This is a genomic window from Rhizobium cerradonense (assembly GCF_030182455.1).
Taxonomy (GTDB): Bacteria; Pseudomonadota; Alphaproteobacteria; order Rhizobiales; family Rhizobiaceae; genus Rhizobium.
Genome location: NZ_JAQJCK010000001.1, coordinates 501,991 through 519,837, shown reverse-complemented (window position 1 = coordinate 519,837; position 17,847 = coordinate 501,991). Strand labels below are relative to the sequence as shown.

Sequence of the window (17,847 nt, the reverse complement as noted above, 5' to 3'; positions counted from 1 at the left end):
TGAAAAGGATAGTTGTCATATAGGTCCGAATGGTGCCCAAGAAAACAGAGAAGGGGGATTTCATGATAGTCTTCGTCATGTTTTCGACGCGATAAGGAAAGCCGTGTTCTTTTTAACACGCTCGATAGATATTCTTCGTGGCGTCCTTATTGCCACTCAAAAACCACGCGAAAATTCAATAAAAAATTAACTAATAATTTCATAATTTTGTGTGAACTAAATCGCGAATCCTGCTTTCGCTTTTTCACACAAAGTTGAGGCATTGAACGAAAGACGGGGTCTGGCCGTTTTCATTCTAATGGTTAAACGGTGTTTGGAACATCGCGGCCGAGTTGATTGGAAAACAGCACCGTCTGTCTCGAAGATACCGCTTGATACGGGGACTGATTAGAGAATGAAACTTGTCATGAAAGCCGCAGCATCCGTTCTGGCTCTTTCCTGCTGCCTCTCCGCCGCCGGCGCGACATCCGCGAACGCGATGACCCTCATGGATTTCATTCGCGGCGGGCAGGGGCGTCAGCAGAGCACTCAAGTTTCCGCCCCGGTCACTGCCAATCCGGCACAGACTGGTATTGGCGCCACCGCGCCAACACAGGCAAAAGAGCCGCTGCCCAGCGTCAGTGCGCCTAAATATTATACCTACAAGCCCGAGGCTATGCGCCTCGTGGCATCCAACCGTTTTGCCGATCCGGTGGTGACGGGGGCGGTCGCTGATGCGTCTTCGACGCCGGTCGCTGTCGACACCAGCGCTTCGCAGCGTCGCTATCTGACCGAAGCTCGCGTGATGGCGACGAATGATGTCGCCAAGGCGCTCGAGGCCTACTACGCCGATCAGAGCAAGCCGCTCCTTTGGGTTGCCGACAATGTCATCAACGACAAGGCCAAGGCTGCCATGGCGGTTCTGGCCGACGCGGGTTCCGTTGGCCTCGACCCGGCCGATTATGCCGTGCAGGCGCCGAGCTTCGATCCGGCAAGCGTCGACCCGACAATGCGGGACCGCGCGTTGATGCAATTCGAGCTTGCACTTTCCGGCAAGGTGCTGATGTTCGTTCAGGATACGATCCGTGGCCGTCTCGACCCGAACAAGATCTCCGGTTATCACGATTTCAAGCGCAAGGACGTCAACCTGACGCCGGTTCTCGGCCTGCTGCGTGCAAGCCCGGATGTTGCCGCCTATCTCAACAGCCGCAGCCCTTCGAACCAGGAGTTCACGGAGCTGAAGGCTGAGCTTGCCAAGCTTCACGCAGAAAGCGGCAACGACAGCACGCACATCTCCATCTCGCTGAACGGCACCCTGAAGCCGGGCGGCAGCTCGCCGGAGATGGCAAACATCGTCAAGGCTATCCAGCATCGCGGCTCGGATGCGCTGAAGGTCAAGAACGCCGTGACGCTTGCTGCCTACAAAGGCACGCCGGACTATACGCCCGAGCTCGTCTCGTTGGTCGAAGACTTCCAGAAGGAAAAAGGCCTGACGGCAGACGGCGTCATCGGCCAGTCTTCCGTTCGCGCCATGGTCGGTGAAAACAACGATACGAAGGTCCAGAAGCTGGTCATCGCCATGGAGCAGTTGCGCTGGCTGCCGAGTGAACTTGGCCCGCGCTACGTCTTCATCAACCAGCCGGCCTTCATGGTCTACTACCACAACAACAACCATGAACAACTGTCGATGCGCGTCGTCGTCGGCGGCAAGGAACATCAGACCTTCTTCTTTGAGGATCAGGTCCAGACGGTCGAGTTCAACCCGTTCTGGGGCGTTCCGCAGTCGATTATCATCAACGAAATGCTGCCGAAGCTGCGCGCCGATCCGAACTATCTCGACCGTATGGGCTACCAGGTCGAAGTCGGTGGCCATGCCGTCGCGTCATCCAGCGTCGATTGGTACGGTTCGACACAGAATGTCTCCGTGCGCCAGCCGCCGAGCAGCGACAATGCGCTGGGCGAGTTAAAGATCCTCTTCCCGAATTCGCATGCGATCTACATGCATGACACGCCGCAAAAAAGCTTCTTCAAGAAGGATATGCGTGCGCTCAGCCACGGCTGCGTCCGCCTCGCCGATCCGCGCGCCATGGCCGCTGCCGTGCTGAACACGACGGTGGACGACATCGCAAAGCAGATCGCCACCGGCCAGAACAAGGCGGTACCCGTGCCGCAGAAGTTCCCGATCTACATCGCCTATTTCACCGCCTGGCCGAACAAGGACGGCGTCGTGCAGTATTTCAACGATGTCTACGATCGCGATGCGGCAACACAGAAGGCGCTCGACGCGACCACGAAGGCGCGCACCGCACAGATCTGATTGCAGGCTCGTGTTTGAAAAAGAAAAGGCGGTCCATTCGGGCCGCCTTTTTCATGTGCTGACTTTCGTCGTCGTCGGTATGTTGCTCATTTCCGGCGCTAAATAAGGTCTGAGAAGCGCCTGGAATTGCCTCAAGGAAAATCGCGGCCGCAGGCGATGGGTGCTGTTCTTGGCCGATAGCGGATCAGTTTTTCGTCTCGATCCGCCATTCGCGGCTTCCGAATGTTACATCGAAACGTGACAGGAACGACCGACCCAGCAAGCCATCTATGTCGTCTCCCAAGGCCGCCTCGTCGCCGAGAACGATGGTGGTGACGTCGTTGGCCTCCACGTGTCCGACCTTGACCGTTGTGGATGTCGTGCGCGTACCCTGTGAGACGCCATTGGCGGTCTGCAGCGAAATGTCGCCGGCTTCGTCAAGGGGCAGCTTGGCTCGCGCCGCGAATGCCTTGGTGACGGCAATGAAGCTCGCGCCGGTATCGACGATGAATTTGCCGTCCATGCCATTGATGTTGACCTTGGTGACGATCACGTTCTTGCCCTGGGTTGGAAAGCGGTCGCTGCCCGTCGCATAGGTCGTCGCGCATTTTCCTTGCGCGGTATAATTCTTGATGATTCCGCGCACCACCGCAGTGTCGTTATGATCGGGATTGATCGATACCCAGGTCTGAAGTGGCGTGATCGCCGCGCAGTAGTCGCCGAGAGCGCGGTAGCTGTCGGAAATGCCCTGGAACACGAGACTGTTCAAGGTGGCGACGTTATCGGTAAGGCCGATAACGGAATAATAGTCGTCGATGGCATCGCTGTATTTCTTTGCGCCTTGCCGGATCTGTCCGCGCAGAAAATAGAAGTCCGGTATGCCCGGCGTCATCGCAACCAACTCGTCCGAGACCTTCATCGCTTCGCCAAAGTCGCTGAGGCCGAGAAGAATGCTTGCCGCATTTTGGAGCGCGATATTGGAAGGCGTACATTTGCGGGAAAACGCGACCAGCGCTTTCGCGGCTTCGCGGCGATACCCTTGCGTCTGCAATTCAGCGGAAAAATTATAGAGCGCATTCCAGTCGCAGGGCTCCCGGCGCAGCATGTCGAGGTAGTTGGCCATTGATTTGCGGCCGGCAACGACGTTCGGCAGCGGCTCAATTTCGTATTTTTCATAGACGGCGAGCAGTGCTGGGTCGGGCTTCGCGGCGGTTGCTTCTTCGAGATAGCCGACGACGCGGTCGCCATAGATATAGAATGCCAGTGCCGCGCATAGGGCGGCAAAGATTGTAAGTGTGCGAATGATTGGCGCGAGCCATCCTCTGCGAGAGGGCAATCTACCGCCATTGCGGTCTTCAGGATCTGCTACCAGCAAGCGCGCGCTCCGCCATCAAATTGCCCTCTGCGCTTCCTCCTTGGTGCAGACTGCTGGCTGATTTGCGTCGCAATTTCCGGCCGACATCACGTTTGTATTGAAGCGTCGATAAGTTGTGGCGTAGCAGCGTGAATCGCGCAAGGGCCGCTACAACTTTACCAACGGATTGCTGCCGATATCCGGCTCTATGCCGCTAACAGATCGCGTACGAGCGCCGGAGTCAGTTCGTCATAATGCGCGATGACTCGGCTCGGACCGAGCGTGTCGACGCTGACGTCGGAGTAGCCGAAGGGGACGGCGATGGAGGGGACGCCGGCATTGCGGGCAACCAGAATGTCGTTGATGCTGTCGCCGATCATCACCGTCCGGCGAAGGTCGCCGCCGGCGCGCTCGACGGTGCCGATCAGGTGCTCCGCATTCGGTTTGCGAACGGTGAAGGTATCGCCCCCGGTGATGGCCTCGAAATAGTGGGTAAGCCCAAGCCGGTCCAAAAGGGTGCGTGCGAGCGCCTCCATCTTGTTTGTGCAGACGGCGAACTTGTAGCCTTGCGTTTTCAATACCTCTAACGCGGCAAGCAGACCCGGATAGGGTTGCGTCAGGCCGGGCATCGTTTCGGTGTAGTGGGCGATGAATCGCTGCAATAGCGCCGGCAGTTCCTCCGGCTTCAATATATAGCCACGCAGCTTGCAGGCGCGTTCGATCATGACCTGAGCGCCGTTGCCGACGAGATAGGTCAGGTCGCCATAGCTGACCGGCGCCAATTCCAATGCGGCAATCGTGTGGTTGAGGCTTTCGACGAGATCCGCATGGGTATCGAGCAGCGTGCCGTCGAGATCGAATACGACAAGGGGAGATTTCACGAGGAATTGGCCTTTGGGTAAGAAGAAGCGGGTCTTTTGGAGTTAAAAGATCGGGCTGGCAATTGCAACCAAAGCCTCTTTAAGCCCCGCCGAATATGGCCGCGGATTTCTATGAAGCGCCGTTATTTTGGCTTTCGTTTGCAGGGAGAGCCGTGTAAACAGCACTCCAACGTAATAAACGGGAGCATGTGGCGCATGGACGCCCGCCAATTGAAGATCGAAGCTGCAAGAGCGGCTCTGGCCCATGTCGAGAGCGGCATGCGGCTCGGGATCGGCACGGGCAGCACGGCGGAAGAGTTCGTCCGGCTGCTCGCCGAAAAGGTTGTGGCAGGCCTTGTGATTGAAGGCGTTCCGACCTCCGAGCGTACCGCGCGGCTCTGTGTCGAACTCGGCGTGCCGCTGAAGTCGCTCGATGAACTTCCAGAGCTCGACCTCACCATCGACGGTGCAGACGAGGTGGATGGCGCCCTGCGGCTGATCAAAGGCGGCGGCGGTGCGTTGCTGCGCGAAAAAATCGTCGCGGGCTCGTCGGCACGGATGATCGTCATTGCCGACGAGAGCAAGGTCGTCGAGACGCTCGGCGCGTTTCCGCTGCCGATCGAGGTCAATCCCTTCGGCCTCGTTTCCACCCGTATCCAGATCGAGAAGGTGGCGTCCCGCCTCGGCCTTTCCGGCGCGCTCAGCCTGCGCCAGTCGGGTGGCGGCAACTTCGTTACCGACGGCGGGCATTTCATTATCGACGCATCTTTTGGCCGCATTCCTGATGCAGAGGCGCTGTCGATTGAGCTGAATTCGATTCCCGGTGTTGTCGAACACGGGCTCTTCATCAACATGGCGACACTTGCGATCATTGCCGGTCCCGCCGGCGCGCGCACGTTGCAGGCGAACAATACATAGGAGCACTGAACTCATGATCAAAATAGCGGGTCTTGGCCGTTTTGCCGCTGCGACCATCGTTCTTTCAGGCATCGCGCTCGGTTCCGCAAGCGCTCAGGAAGTCACGGAAGAGCAGATCAAGGCCGCACGGGCGGCGATCAACGCGCTTGGCATCACGAACCAGTTCGACAACATCCTGCCGAATCTCGCCGAGCAGTTGAAGAGCACGATGATCCAGGCGAACCCGAACTTCGGTGACGCCATCAATTCGTCCGTCGACGCAACCGCACTGGCTCTGGCGCCGCGCCGCGCCGACCTCGAGCGGGAAGCCGCTGTGACCTACGCAAAGGCTTTCAGCACCGACGAGCTGAAGGCGATCGCCGATTTCTACAACTCCCCGGCTGGCAAGAAGCTTCTCAAGGACGGCCCGATCGCAACGCGCGCGCTCTACAAGGCCGCCGATATCTGGGGTCAGGGCATTTCGCGCGATCTCGCCAACCAGAGCAGCGATGCTCTGCAGAAGGTGGTGAAGGCTCCGATCGTTTCCCCGCCGACGGATGCCACCAACAACGCTCAGCCTGCACCGACGCAGAAGCAGAAGTAAGCCTGATCCTTTCCAGGCCCTCGAATTTCAAAGCCCGGATATCGTTCCGGGCTTTTCTTTTTGCCCTTCGAAATCCTATATCAGTGCCGACCCCTTTTCGGCGCGTCGCGCGCCCTTCCATTTCTGCAGGAGTATTCGATGTCTTCCTTCGATTTCGATCTTTTCGTCATTGGCGGTGGTTCCGGTGGCGTACGCGGCGCGCGCGTCGCCGCGTCCCTCGGGAAGAAGGTCGGCATCGCGGAGGAATATCGTTATGGCGGCACCTGCGTTATCCGCGGCTGCGTTCCGAAGAAGCTCTTCGTCTATGCTTCGCAGTACAGCGAGCATTTTGAGGATGCGGCGGGATTCGGCTGGACGGTAGGCGAAAGCACCTTCGACTGGAAGAAGCTGATCGAAGCGAAGGATAAAGAAATCGCCCGCCTGGAAGGGCTCTATCGCAAGGGGCTCGACAATGCCAAGGCCGAGATCTTCGATACTCGCGCCGAGCTGGTGGATGCCCATACGATCCGTCTGCTGAAAACAGGCAGAACCGTCACCGCCGAAACGATCGTTGTCGCCACCGGCGGTACGCCGAACCTCCATGCGGCGCTGCCCGGCCACGAACTCTGCATCTCTTCCAACGAGGCTTTCCACCTGGAGGAGCTGCCGAAGTCCATCCTGATCGCCGGCGGCGGCTATATCGCCGTGGAATTCGCCAACATCTTCCACGGGCTCGGTGTCGAGACGACGTTGATCTATCGCGGCGCCGAGATCCTTTCGCGCTTCGACCAGGACCTGCGCAAGGGCCTGCATGAGGCAATGGAGGCCAAGGGCATTCGCATCCTCTGCCATGACATCATCGAGAGCGTGACGAAGACGGACGATGGCCTGAGCGTTCTGACGAAGAACGACAAGCGGCTGACGGTGGACACGGTGATGCTGGCGCTGGGTCGCACGCCGAATACGAAGAATATCGGGCTCGAAGCTGCCGGCGTAGCGATCAACGAACTCGGCGCCATCATCGTCGACGAATATTCGCGGACATCGGTGCCGAACATCTATGCGCTTGGCGATGTCACCGATCGGGTACAATTGACGCCGGTGGCGATCCACGAGGCAATGTGCTTCATCGAAACCGTCTACAAGAACAATCCGACCCGTCCGGATCATGAACTGATCCCGACTGCCGTTTTCTCGCAGCCGGAGATCGGCACGGTGGGCCTGACTGAAGAGGAAGCCGCCAAGCGTTATCCGGAACTCGAAGTCTATCGCGCCCAGTTCCGGCCGATGAAGGCGACCTTGTCGGGTCGTAGTGAGAAGATGATCATGAAGCTGATCGTCAATGCCGCCGACCGCAAGGTGATCGGAGCGCATATTCTCGGCCATGACGCCGGCGAGATGGCGCAGTTGCTTGGCATTCCCGTGAAAGCCGGCTGCACCAAGGAAGATTTCGACCGCACCATGGCCGTTCACCCGACGGCCTCCGAAGAGCTGGTGACGATGTACACGCCAAGCTATCGCATCCGCAACGGCGAGCGCGTATAAGGAATAGGCTAGTAATTCCACGGTGCATAAAAGACCTCTCGAAGAGATGGTTCGCCTTTGCAAGCGGCGGGCAAAGGTTTATAAGCGCGCGTTATTTATGGCGACGGGACACTTGGCGAAGACCGGGTGCGGAAACAGGTGAGTGAGATGGCAGACAATTGGACACCGAGCAGTTGGCGGCAAAAACCGATCCAGCAGGTGCCGGAATATCCGGATCAGGCAGCGCTGGAGGCTACCGAAGCGCAGCTTGCAAGCTATCCGCCGCTCGTTTTTGCCGGTGAAGCTCGTCGTCTGAAGGCGCATCTTGCCAACGTCGCCGAAGGCAATGGTTTTCTGCTGCAGGGTGGTGACTGCGCCGAAAGCTTCGCTGAGCATGGCGCCGACACGATCCGCGACTTCTTCCGTGCCTTCCTGCAGATGGCCGTCGTCCTCACGTTTGGTGCGCAACTGCCTGTCGTGAAGGTCGGCCGCATTGCCGGTCAGTTTGCCAAGCCGCGGTCTTCGAACATCGAAACGCAGAATGGTGTTTCGCTGCCGAGCTATCGCGGCGACATCATCAACGGCATCGAGTTCACCGAAGAAGCGCGTATCCCCAATCCGGATCGTCAGATGATGGCCTACCGCCAGTCTGCCGCGACGCTGAATCTGCTGCGTGCTTTTGCCATGGGCGGCTACGCCAACCTGGAAAACGTGCAGAAGTGGATGCTCGGCTTCGTCAAGGACAGCCCGCAGGGCGAGCGCTATCGCAAGCTTGCCGATCGTATCGGCGAGACCATGGATTTCATGAGAGCGATCGGCATCACGGCCGAGAGCAATGCGAGCCTGCGCGAGACCGATTTCTTCACCAGCCATGAGGCGCTGCTTCTGGGCTATGAAGAAGCCTTCACCCGCGTCGATTCCACGACTGGCGACTGGTATGCGACCTCGGGCCATATGCTCTGGATTGGCGACCGCACGCGCCAGGCCGATCATGCCCATGTCGAGTATTTCCGTGGCATCAAGAACCCGATCGGTCTGAAGTGCGGTCCTTCGCTGCAGGCGGACGATCTCATCAACCTGATCGATATTCTGAACCCGCAGAACGAAGCCGGCCGCCTGACGCTGATCTGCCGCTTCGGCCACGACAAGGTTGCCGACAACCTGCCGCGCCTCATCCGTGCCGTCGAGCGCGAGGGCCGCAAAGTCGTATGGTCCTGCGATCCGATGCACGGCAATACGATCACGCTCAACAACTACAAGACGCGTCCGTTCGAACGCATCCTGTCGGAAGTGGAAAGCTTCTTCCAGATCCATCGCGCCGAAGGCACGCATCCGGGCGGCATCCACATCGAGATGACCGGCAAGGATGTGACCGAATGCACGGGCGGCGCCCGCGCCGTCGGCGCCGAGGATCTTCAGGATCGTTACCACACCCATTGCGACCCGCGTCTCAATGCCGACCAGGCCCTGGAACTTGCCTTCCTGCTCGCCGAGCGCATGAAGGGCGGCCGCGACGAAAAGCGTCTGCGCGCACACGGCTGATCGAAGCTGTAAAATCATCATCTGCGAAAAGGGTCGGTTATGCCGGCCCTTTTCTTTTGTGCTCTTGCAATCAATCTCGCTGAATCCTGCTTCATTTCTTTGCATTTGACGCGAACGTCATCATCGTCAAACTTGCTGAAAAAGAGAGGGATCAGCATGAACGACGATCACACCGGTGCCTGCCTTTGCGGCAGCGTACGTTTCAAGACACATGGCCCATTGCGGGAGGTGGTCGGCTGCCACTGCTCGCAATGCCGCAAGCAGACGGGGCTCTATTACGCGGCGACTAATGTCCCCCTCGACAACATCACGATCGAAGGCGAAGACGCGATCACATGGTACCGCGCCAGCTCCTTTGCCCGTCGCGGTTTCTGCCGAACCTGCGGTTCGGCGCTTTTCTGGGTAGCTGACGAGGCCAAGGAAATCTCGATCATGGCCGGCCTCTTCGACAGCCCCAGCGATCTGAAACTGGCCTATCATATCTACTGCGCCGACAAGGGCGATTTTTACGAGATCGACGATGGATTGCCGCAATACAGACAGGGCCGGCCGGGATTGCTGACGGCGGTGCCTTCGGATTAGGTTCTTGTCGGCTGGCGCGACACTTCCAAAGCCTCGCAACTACCGCCTCGACGGGCGATCCAACTATCTGCGGCCCGAAGGTCAGCCAGCTTAGACGATCGACCCGCCGCTACTCTTGTCTTCGATCCTACTGCTCAGCCGTGCGAATTCCTCGCGCAAGGCGGATAGTTCCGTCAGAACGTGCAGGTCGATCTTCTGATGCAGGGAGAGAACTTCCAGTTCCGCCTTGAGATTGACTTCGTAGTCCTTTGCGGCCTCGAAGCGGTCGCGTTCGGCCTGGCGGTTCTGGGACATCATGATGATCGGGGCCTGGATCGCGGCGAGCATGGAGAGGACGAGGTTGAGGAAAATGAAGGGATAGGGGTCGAAGGCGCGGGTCATCAGCACGATGGTGTTGACGACGCACCAGACGACGAGGAACGCCAGGAAGGCGAGTATGAAAGACCAGGAGCCGCCGACGCGGGCAATGCTGTCGGCGAGGCGTGCGCCCGTGGATGCCTCGGCAGAAAAGGCGGCGTTGATGTCGGTGGAAACGATTTTCCGCTCATGCGCCTTTTTCAATACACGCTTTTCGATCTCGCCGAGTTCCTCGGCCGTTTTGTCGAAATGCTGATGAACGAAATTGGGTAGATTATACATGGGAACGCTCCGAAGACTTGGTCGCTTTGGCCGCAAGTATTCGACTGCCCGATGGAATTGCAATGCAAAAAGGGTTGCAGTGTAGAGCGGTTCAGCGTTTCACGGAATCGCTCTCATCCGAGAGGATCGCTTTTGGACGTACCAACAAGCTTGACTAAGACGGATACTTCGCACTTTTCCTGGAATTGCTCTAACTGCCCTGGCTGACCAGCCAGGCATGTGATGGGAAGAAGCGGTCGAGCCCATATTCATGTCCGAACATCATGTCATGCTGTAGAGAGCGGTAGTCGCGTATCAGCGGATCGAGGTTTTGCTCTTTGCGAGCCCAATCCGGAAACGCCTGATTGTCGCGCGTCGCGAGCTGATAGCGATCGATGATCGTGTATTTCTTCTGCAAGCGGCCGAGAAAGCCGGTGTAGAAAGGATGCTCGTAGCCGGCGGTCTTCAGGATATGATAGGGCAGTTGCGACGGGCTGATCGTTCCAACATCCCTGCGCACGCCCTTTTTGCTCGACCAGATGACCAGCGGTGTTTCATGCTGCCGCTTCATCACATCGAGCGACGCTTTTCGGGTCGCCACCTGTTCGGGCATGTAATTCGTATCCGGATAGACCGTGCCAAGCGGCGGCAGATGATCGCCCCAGAGGACGATAATCGTCTCGCGATCGCGCTTCGAAGCCCAATCCATCAGCGTTTTCAAGCTCTGGTCGGCTTCCCGAACGCCTTGCGCATAGGTCGCGAGCGTGTCGCGATCGGCGTCGCTCAGATCGCCTTTGATATCGACCGTATTCTCGGCGTAGCGATGCGCTTCATAGGGACCGTGACCCTGCAGGGTGACGGCGAAGAAGAAAAACGGCCGCTCCATGGCGTCGCCCTCGCGCATGATCTCCTTCATCAGCGAGTCGTCGGAGGCAAAAAGGCCGCGTTTTTCCATAGGCGGCATGGTCTCCTCGGTGCGGAACTCCTCGAAACCAAAAGCCTTGTAGACTTCGTTGCGGTTCCAGAACCAGCCGCTGAACGGATGGATGGAACGCGCTGCATAGCCTTCGCCACGGAAGAAGGTGGCAAGTGAGGGCATCGGCCGGCGGACATATTGCTGATAGGGAATGCTGCCATAGGGCAGGAAGGCGTTGGAGAAGCCGGTCAGTGCCTCGAACTCGACATTGGCGGTCATGCCGCCGAATTCGGGAGAGAAGACATAGCCCGATTGCGCCGCGCGGATGTTCGGCATGGGATCGGGCGTGAAGGTCAGATTGGAAAGCCTGGTCGGATCCCAAAAAGACTCGCTCATCAGCATGATGATGTCGGGCTTTTCGCGTGGGCCGGAAAGATAGCCATAATTGCGGGCGGGTATGGCGTCGATCGCATTTGGTCCATATCCGCCAGGCGCTTTGACGTCCGCCATCGGCAGATTGAGCGAGAAGGCGATGATGAAGCCGTTGTAAGCGTAATTTTCCTTCTGATCCCAGACGATGGGGATGATGCGCAGTTTTTCGCGGATGAACGAATTTTGCGTCGGATCCATCTGCGAGACGAAGACGGTCATGAGCGGCAGGCAGACGGAGAGCCGCGCGACCCTCTCATTGCGCGAAAGCGCTGTCGCATGTCGCCAGGCGTAGCGCCAGAGGAAGGCGAGCGCGACAATCGAGGCGATGATGCCGACGGCAACCGCAGCCGCGGTCCACGGGCGCTCACGCACGATCACCGGCATGAGTTCCAGGATCTGGTGCGCAAAAAGGAAATCCGAAGGATAAAGGGGATCGGAAAGATAATACTGTTTCTGGTTGGAGATAAGGGCCGGAACCAGCACCAGAGGCACAACCACCAAGATCGATTGATGCGCGCGGCCGAACACGGCGTCAAGCGCGAGCATCAGGAGCATGACGATGCCGATCGTAGCGAAGCCGGGATGAATAGGCGAATCGAAATAGCCGGGAAGATCCGTCAGCTCACCACGCGCAATCCACTCGACGGCGATGACGGTGAAGAGCGCAAGCAGGAAGGTCAGCGCAAGGCTCTGAAGCTGGCGTAAAACCGTCGATTGCCGGCTCGCCGCACCAAGCTTTTGCAGAATGGCAAATCTGCCAGCCAACACGGAACTGGGGATCAAGGCGACCAACGGCCCTCTCCAATTGTTACAAAACCGTCACATAATTGTCGCCTCTCTGTCATGAATGGCGGCTGAACCGCAAGGCTTACTTAGTATTTTTTGGTGGCGAAATATGTCCTCTGCGAGCAGCGCCATCTTTGGCGCTTGAAGAGGGCCGAAGGCTGTTGCGGAACGGGGTGGCGCTCGCTAAATATATGGCATGACAGAACAAAGCCCCATCACCCAGACCATCCGGATCGCTGTCGCGCAACTCAACCCGACAGTCGGCGATGTCTCCGGCAACCTTGCCAAGGCGCGGGAAGCGCGGGCCGAGGCGGCGCGCGAGGGCGCGCAGCTCGTGTTGCTGACGGAGCTGTTCATCTCCGGTTATCCGCCAGAGGATCTGGTGTTGAAACCAGCCTTTATCCGCGCCTGCCGGAAAGCTGTGGAGAGCCTTGCTGCGGATACTGCCGATGGCGGCCCGGGCGTTGTCATCGGCTTTCCCCGCCAGGACGACACCGGTCGCTACAATTCGGTCGCTGTGCTCGACGGCGGCAAGATCATCTTCATCAGAGACAAGGTCGATCTGCCGAACTATGGCGAGTTCGACGAGAAGCGGGTCTTCGATGAAGGTACCGTTGCGGGGCCGGTCAATTTTCGGGGTGTTCGCATCGGTCTCCCCATTTGCGAGGAAATCTGGAACGATCTCGGCATCTGCGAAACGCTAGCCGAAAGCGGGGCGGAAATTCTTCTGGTTCCGAACGGCTCGCCCTACTATCGCGGCAAGGTCGATGTCCGTCACCAGGTCGCGTTACGGCAAGTGATCGAGTCGGGTTTGCCGCTCATCTTTGCGGCCCAGGTTGGCGGTCAGGACGAACTGGTTTTCGACGGTGCAAGCTTCGGCTTCAACGCCGACAAAACTCTGGCCTTCCAGATGAGCCAGTTCGAAACCGCGTTGGCGGTGACGACCTGGAAGAAGAACGGCAATGGCTGGCATTGCGCCGAGGGTCCGATGGCGCATATTCCGGAAGGCGAGGAGGCCGATTATCGCGCCTGCCTGCTGGGTTTCCGCGACTATGTGAACAAGAACGGCTTCAAATCGGTCGTGCTTGGTCTTTCCGGCGGCATCGACTCGGCGATCTGCGCTGCGATTGCCGTCGATGCGCTGGGCGAGGAGCGGGTGCGCACCGTCATGCTGCCCTACCGCTATACATCGGAGGATTCCCTGAAGGATGCGGCCGATTGTGCCAAGGCACTCGGCTGCCGCTACGACATCGTGCCAATCGAGGAGCCGGTGACCGGCTTCACCTCGGCGCTTTCCGATCTATTCGAAGGGACCGACAGCGGCATTACCGAGGAAAATCTGCAGAGCCGTGCCCGCGGCACCATTCTCATGGCGATTTCCAACAAATTCGGCTCGATGGTGGTGACCACGGGCAACAAGTCGGAAATGTCTGTTGGATATGCCACGCTCTATGGCGACATGAACGGCGGCTTCAATCCGATCAAGGATCTCTACAAGATGCAGGTCTATGCGTTGTCGCGCTGGCGCAATCTGCATGTGCCGCCGGGAGCGCTTGGCCCATCGGGAGAGGTGATCCCGTTCAACATCATCGACAAGGCGCCGTCTGCCGAGCTGCGGCCGAACCAGACGGACCAGGATTCGCTACCGCCCTATCCGGTGCTCGACGACATCCTCGAGTGCCTGGTGGAAAAGGAAATGGCGGTCGAGGAGATCGTTGCGCGCGGGCATGACGTCGCAACCGTCCACCGCGTCGAGCATCTGCTTTATCTCGCCGAATACAAGCGCCGCCAGTCGGCACCGGGCGTGAAGATCACCAAGAAGAATTTCGGTCGCGATCGGCGCTATCCGATCACCAACCGGTTCCGCGATCGTTGATCGCAACGCCCCGTGGCGAATGGAGAGGCAATGCGCAGCTCGGTCGAGATCTACAATATCCGCACCGGTGAAAACCGCGTCGTCTGGCAGACCGAGCGGCTGGTCGAGGCGCCGAACTTTTCGCCGGATGGGCGCTACCTCCTGCTGAACGGCGATGGCCTGCTTTATCGGCTTCCGCTAGACGGCAAGGCCGAGGCCGTTCAGGTCGATACCGGTTTCGCGACGCTCTGCAACAACGATCACGGCATATCGCCCGACGGTTCGCTGATCGCCATTTCCGACAAGACGGAACACGGCAAGTCTTGCATCTATGTGCTGCCGGCCGAAGGCGGCACCCCGCGGCAAGTGACGCGCAATCTGCCCTCCTATTGGCATGGCTGGTCGCCCGATGGGCGGCGGTTTTCCTATTGCGGCATTCGCGACGATATCTTCGATATCTATACGATCTCGATCGACGGCGACGAAGAGACACGGCTGACGCATGGCGAGGGACGCAATGACGGCCCTGACTATTCCGCCGATGGGCAATGGATCTATTTCAACTCCAGCCGCACTGGCCTGATGCAGATATGGCGCATCCATCCCGATGGGACCGGGCTACAACAGATCACCAACGACAATTATGGCAACTGGTTCGCCCATCCGTCGCCGAAGAACGATAAGGTCGTGCTGATCTCCTACGATCCAGATGTCTTCGACCATCCGCGCGATCTCCATGTCCGGCTGCGGCTGATGGATATGGATGGCGGCAATCTGACGACGCTGTTCGAGCTCTTCGGCGGGCAGGGGACGATCAATGTGCCGAACTGGGCGCCCAATGGCGATGAGTTCGCCTATGTCCGCTACGAGCCGGCCTGATCGCTCTGGACAGGCCAGACGGCTCGCGATAAGTTCCGGATCGTTCGCAGGGCGCATCCGATCCGCGGGAAGGGCAAGGCCCACCTGATGCATAGAACGTAAGACTGCCACACCTCTTTTCAGTCTGTGGGCGCGGATACCGGACGTGAATGAAAGGAGGTCTTTCGTGACCACGCGCTCTCTGGCGGGCAATGCCACCGTCGATTCCCTGAAAAAACAGGCCAAGGCTTTTCTGAAAGCCGTTCATTCCGGTGATTCATCGGCACGCAGTCGCGTCGCACCGTATTTCGCCGATGCGCTCGAAGTCGGGCTTCAGGACATCCAGCTTGTTCTTGCCCGCGAATATGGCTTCTCAAGCTGGACGAAACTCAAGGCGCATCTGGAAAGCGCCAATCGCGAGCAAACTCCCCTAGATCAGCTTGCCAATCAATTCCTGTCGCTGGCGACGGTTTCCTATTTCTCCCATGTTCCGGCAGATCCGGCACGCTTCGAGGAGGCGCTGCAATTGCTGGAGGCTCATCCTGAAATTACCGGGGACAGCATCTACATTGCCGCGGCGCTTGGCGACGCCGCCGGTGTGGCGCGCTGGCTCGATCGCCAGCCACAGCTTCTCGATCGGAAAGGCGGGCCTTACGATTGGCCGCCCTTGCTCTATGCCGCCTATGCTCGTTTGCCCGGTCGGTCCAGCTTGTCGGCGGCGCGAGTCCTTGTCGAGCGTGGGGCCGGTCCCGACGCCTTCTTCCTCGACGGCGGCCAATATCGCTTCACGGCGTTGACCGGCGTCTTCGGAGAGGGCGAAGCCGGCAAGGTCCGGCAGCCGCCACACCCTGATTGGGAGGCTTTCGCGCGCCTATTGCTCGACGCCGGCGCGGAAGTGAATGACAGCCAGGCGCTCTATAACCGGATGTTCGAGCCCGACAATTCCTGCCTGGAATTGCTGCTTGAATACGGGCTTTCCGCCGCCGACAAGAACAATTGGCTGGTGCGCGAAGACGGTCTGATGGTGGCGAATTCGCAGACGGTGTTCGACTATCAACTGGCTTGGGCCTGTGAAAAGCGCATGGGCGCGCGCGTCAGGCTGCTGGTCGAGAATGGGGCTGACGTCAACAAGCCGGTCAATGGCCGAACGCCCTTCGAATGGGCGCGGATCGGTGGCGACAAGGATCTTGCGCTATACCTTGTACAGAAGGGCGCTGTTGCCGTTCGCTTGAAGCAGGAGGATTGGCTTTACCTTCAAATAATGACCGGCGAAATATCGATTGACCAAATGAGACGAATGGTGCCGGACCTCGACATTCCCGCGGCGATGCGGCGAACCCACCCAGCAATGCTGCACGAAGCTGCGGCGGACAATGCCTTCGAGCCCGTCCGCCGCATGCTGGCGCTCGGCCTCGACGTCAACGCCATGACCAGCCGCACGCCGCTGCATGAGGCTGCCTTGCATGGCCACATCGATATGGTGAAGCTGCTGATCGAGCATGGGGCCGACACCACCATCCGCGATGCCTATTACTATTCACCGCCGATCGATTGGGCGGAGTATAACGGCAAGGAGGAGATGGTCGAATTCCTGAAGACACAACCACTCGACATCTTTGCCGCTGCTGCCTTTGGCCAAGTTGAGCAATTGGCAGCACATCTGAATACGCATCCTGAGCGGATGAACATCCGCTTCGGCGATTTCCGTCCACACGGGCAGGCGAGTGCGGACCGCGACTGGTTGACGCCGCTCGGCTTTGCGATCCGCAATGCTCAGGTCGATGCGATGCGCCTTCTGCTGGAGCGCGGCGCGGATCGTTCGGTGAGGGATGCATCCGGCCGCTCATACAGGGATCTGGCGCGGGAGACAGGCAATGAGGCGATCGTCTCGCTGCTCAAAGCGCCTATTGTGCCGGCTGAGGACCAGCCGCCTTTGGATGTTTGAGATCGAGGCTGCCCTGGTCGGTCGCGAGGAATTGCGGCCCGACCTGGCGCACCTTTTTTGCTGAGGGATCGTAAGGCCGGTCCACCGGCATTTGTCTGGGCTGAATTTGGGTAATCGACGGTGCCGGTGTCGCCGGCATCTGCCGTTGTGGGAGTGTCGCGTCTGTCCGGGGCTTCTGCGTCTCGATGGTCGTCACCGAGCTTTCCGGTTCCGCCAGCGACTGTTCTTGTGGCGCATAGGGTTCCGGCTTCAGTCGGGTATTGATAACAGTGTCCGGCTGGGCCGACGCCGGGGCGTTGCAGCCCTGCCCTTGCATGGCAATGAGCAATTGCCGACGCTGTGCCCTTTCAGCGTCGATGCGGGTCAAGCTCAGCTCACGTTCATCCATCAGTGAACCCAGGTCCTGCTCCATGCGGTCCAGCGAGTTCTCCATTTCATCGCAGTCGCCGCTATCGCCTGAGCCGCCGATATTCACCATGCTGCTGTCGTAAGAGCAGCCCTGAATACGCATATCGCTCTTGAGCCGGCGGATCATGGTATTTTGTTGGGCGATGGCGCGCGAAAGCTGCCGTGTCTCAGTGCTGGCGCCGACGACTTCCGTGATATTAGCATACCGGCCATGCAGTTCGTCGCAGATGGTATTCGTCTGTGCAAAAGCCGGCGATGCAGCCAGCAGGGACAGTAAAAGACAAGAGACGTAATTTCTGCCGCGGTTCACGATTTTGCTCTTCGAAAGCGGTTCGACTTTGAAAAACGATACAGCGTGGAGCTTAACAACAAACCTATCAGAAATACGGTTCGGGTGGGAAAATTCTTGCGA

General features: G+C 58.8%; 14 protein-coding genes. 9 read left to right on the top strand and 5 right to left on the bottom strand.

Features of this window, described 5'->3' with window-relative positions; translation table 11 throughout:
* Nucleotides 1–394 precede the first annotated feature (394 nt).
* On the top strand, nucleotides 395–2,296 hold the full coding sequence (locus PH547_RS02515) for a L,D-transpeptidase family protein (protein WP_104823292.1): 1,902 nt from the start codon (nucleotides 395–397) through the stop codon (nucleotides 2,294–2,296).
* Nucleotides 2,297–2,480: 184 nt separating this feature from the next.
* Here the strand turns inward: PH547_RS02515 and PH547_RS02510 are convergent, their stop codons facing one another.
* Both PH547_RS02510 and PH547_RS02505 read right to left on the bottom strand, forming a co-directional pair.
* Nucleotides 2,481–3,650: a TIGR02281 family clan AA aspartic protease gene (locus PH547_RS02510; RefSeq protein WP_104823291.1), complete on the bottom strand. Its 1,170-nt coding sequence runs from the start codon at nucleotides 3,648–3,650 to the stop codon at nucleotides 2,481–2,483.
* Between the two features lie 185 nt (nucleotides 3,651–3,835).
* Nucleotides 3,836–4,510, bottom strand: coding sequence for an HAD family hydrolase (locus PH547_RS02505; RefSeq protein ID WP_104823290.1), 675 nt, complete (start codon nucleotides 4,508–4,510; stop codon nucleotides 3,836–3,838).
* Nucleotides 4,511–4,705: 195 nt separating this feature from the next.
* On the opposite strand from PH547_RS02505, the gene rpiA reads away from it, so the two are divergent.
* From rpiA to PH547_RS02480, 5 genes are all read left to right on the top strand, one after another.
* On the top strand, nucleotides 4,706–5,407 hold the full coding sequence (gene rpiA / locus PH547_RS02500) for a ribose-5-phosphate isomerase RpiA (protein ID WP_104823289.1): 702 nt from the start codon (nucleotides 4,706–4,708) through the stop codon (nucleotides 5,405–5,407).
* A 13-nt stretch (nucleotides 5,408–5,420) separates the two neighbouring features.
* Nucleotides 5,421–5,990, top strand: coding sequence for a DUF2059 domain-containing protein (locus PH547_RS02495; protein ID WP_104823288.1), 570 nt, complete (start codon nucleotides 5,421–5,423; stop codon nucleotides 5,988–5,990).
* 138 nt (nucleotides 5,991–6,128) lie between these two features.
* Nucleotides 6,129–7,514, top strand: a complete 1,386-nt coding sequence (gor, locus tag PH547_RS02490) for a glutathione-disulfide reductase (RefSeq protein WP_104823287.1) — start codon at nucleotides 6,129–6,131, stop codon at nucleotides 7,512–7,514.
* Nucleotides 7,515–7,661: 147 nt separating this feature from the next.
* Nucleotides 7,662–9,035, top strand: a complete 1,374-nt coding sequence (locus tag PH547_RS02485) for a class II 3-deoxy-7-phosphoheptulonate synthase (RefSeq protein ID WP_283050657.1) — start codon at nucleotides 7,662–7,664, stop codon at nucleotides 9,033–9,035.
* A 156-nt stretch (nucleotides 9,036–9,191) separates the two neighbouring features.
* Nucleotides 9,192–9,617 (top strand): GFA family protein, encoded by a 426-nt coding sequence (locus PH547_RS02480; RefSeq protein WP_285167330.1) that lies wholly within the window; start codon nucleotides 9,192–9,194, stop codon nucleotides 9,615–9,617.
* Between the two features lie 90 nt (nucleotides 9,618–9,707).
* Here the strand turns inward: PH547_RS02480 and PH547_RS02475 are convergent, their stop codons facing one another.
* On the bottom strand, nucleotides 9,708–10,256 hold the full coding sequence (locus PH547_RS02475; protein ID WP_104823284.1) for a DUF1003 domain-containing protein: 549 nt from the start codon (nucleotides 10,254–10,256) through the stop codon (nucleotides 9,708–9,710).
* 190 nt (nucleotides 10,257–10,446) lie between these two features.
* Nucleotides 10,447–12,375 carry an LTA synthase family protein gene (locus PH547_RS02470; RefSeq protein WP_285167329.1) on the bottom strand — a complete coding sequence of 643 codons (1,929 nt, stop codon included), beginning with the start codon at nucleotides 12,373–12,375 and terminating at the stop codon, nucleotides 10,447–10,449.
* A 190-nt stretch (nucleotides 12,376–12,565) separates the two neighbouring features.
* On the opposite strand from PH547_RS02470, the gene PH547_RS02465 reads away from it, so the two are divergent.
* From PH547_RS02465 to PH547_RS02455, 3 genes are all read left to right on the top strand, one after another.
* The gene (locus tag PH547_RS02465; RefSeq protein WP_285167328.1) at nucleotides 12,566–14,245 is read left to right on the top strand and encodes an NAD+ synthase; all 1,680 of its coding nucleotides are present in this window, start codon (nucleotides 12,566–12,568) and stop codon (nucleotides 14,243–14,245) included.
* 30 nt (nucleotides 14,246–14,275) lie between these two features.
* Nucleotides 14,276–15,103, top strand: a complete 828-nt coding sequence (locus PH547_RS02460; protein WP_285167327.1) for a TolB family protein — start codon at nucleotides 14,276–14,278, stop codon at nucleotides 15,101–15,103.
* 166 nt (nucleotides 15,104–15,269) lie between these two features.
* The gene (locus tag PH547_RS02455; protein WP_285167326.1) at nucleotides 15,270–17,027 is read left to right on the top strand and encodes an ankyrin repeat domain-containing protein; all 1,758 of its coding nucleotides are present in this window, start codon (nucleotides 15,270–15,272) and stop codon (nucleotides 17,025–17,027) included.
* Here PH547_RS02455 and PH547_RS02450 read toward each other — a convergent pair.
* On the bottom strand, nucleotides 16,987–17,745 hold the full coding sequence (locus tag PH547_RS02450; RefSeq protein ID WP_285167325.1) for a hypothetical protein: 759 nt from the start codon (nucleotides 17,743–17,745) through the stop codon (nucleotides 16,987–16,989). The two genes, PH547_RS02455 and PH547_RS02450, sit on opposite strands and share 41 nt — an antisense overlap.
* Between the last annotated feature and the right edge of the window lie 102 nt (nucleotides 17,746–17,847).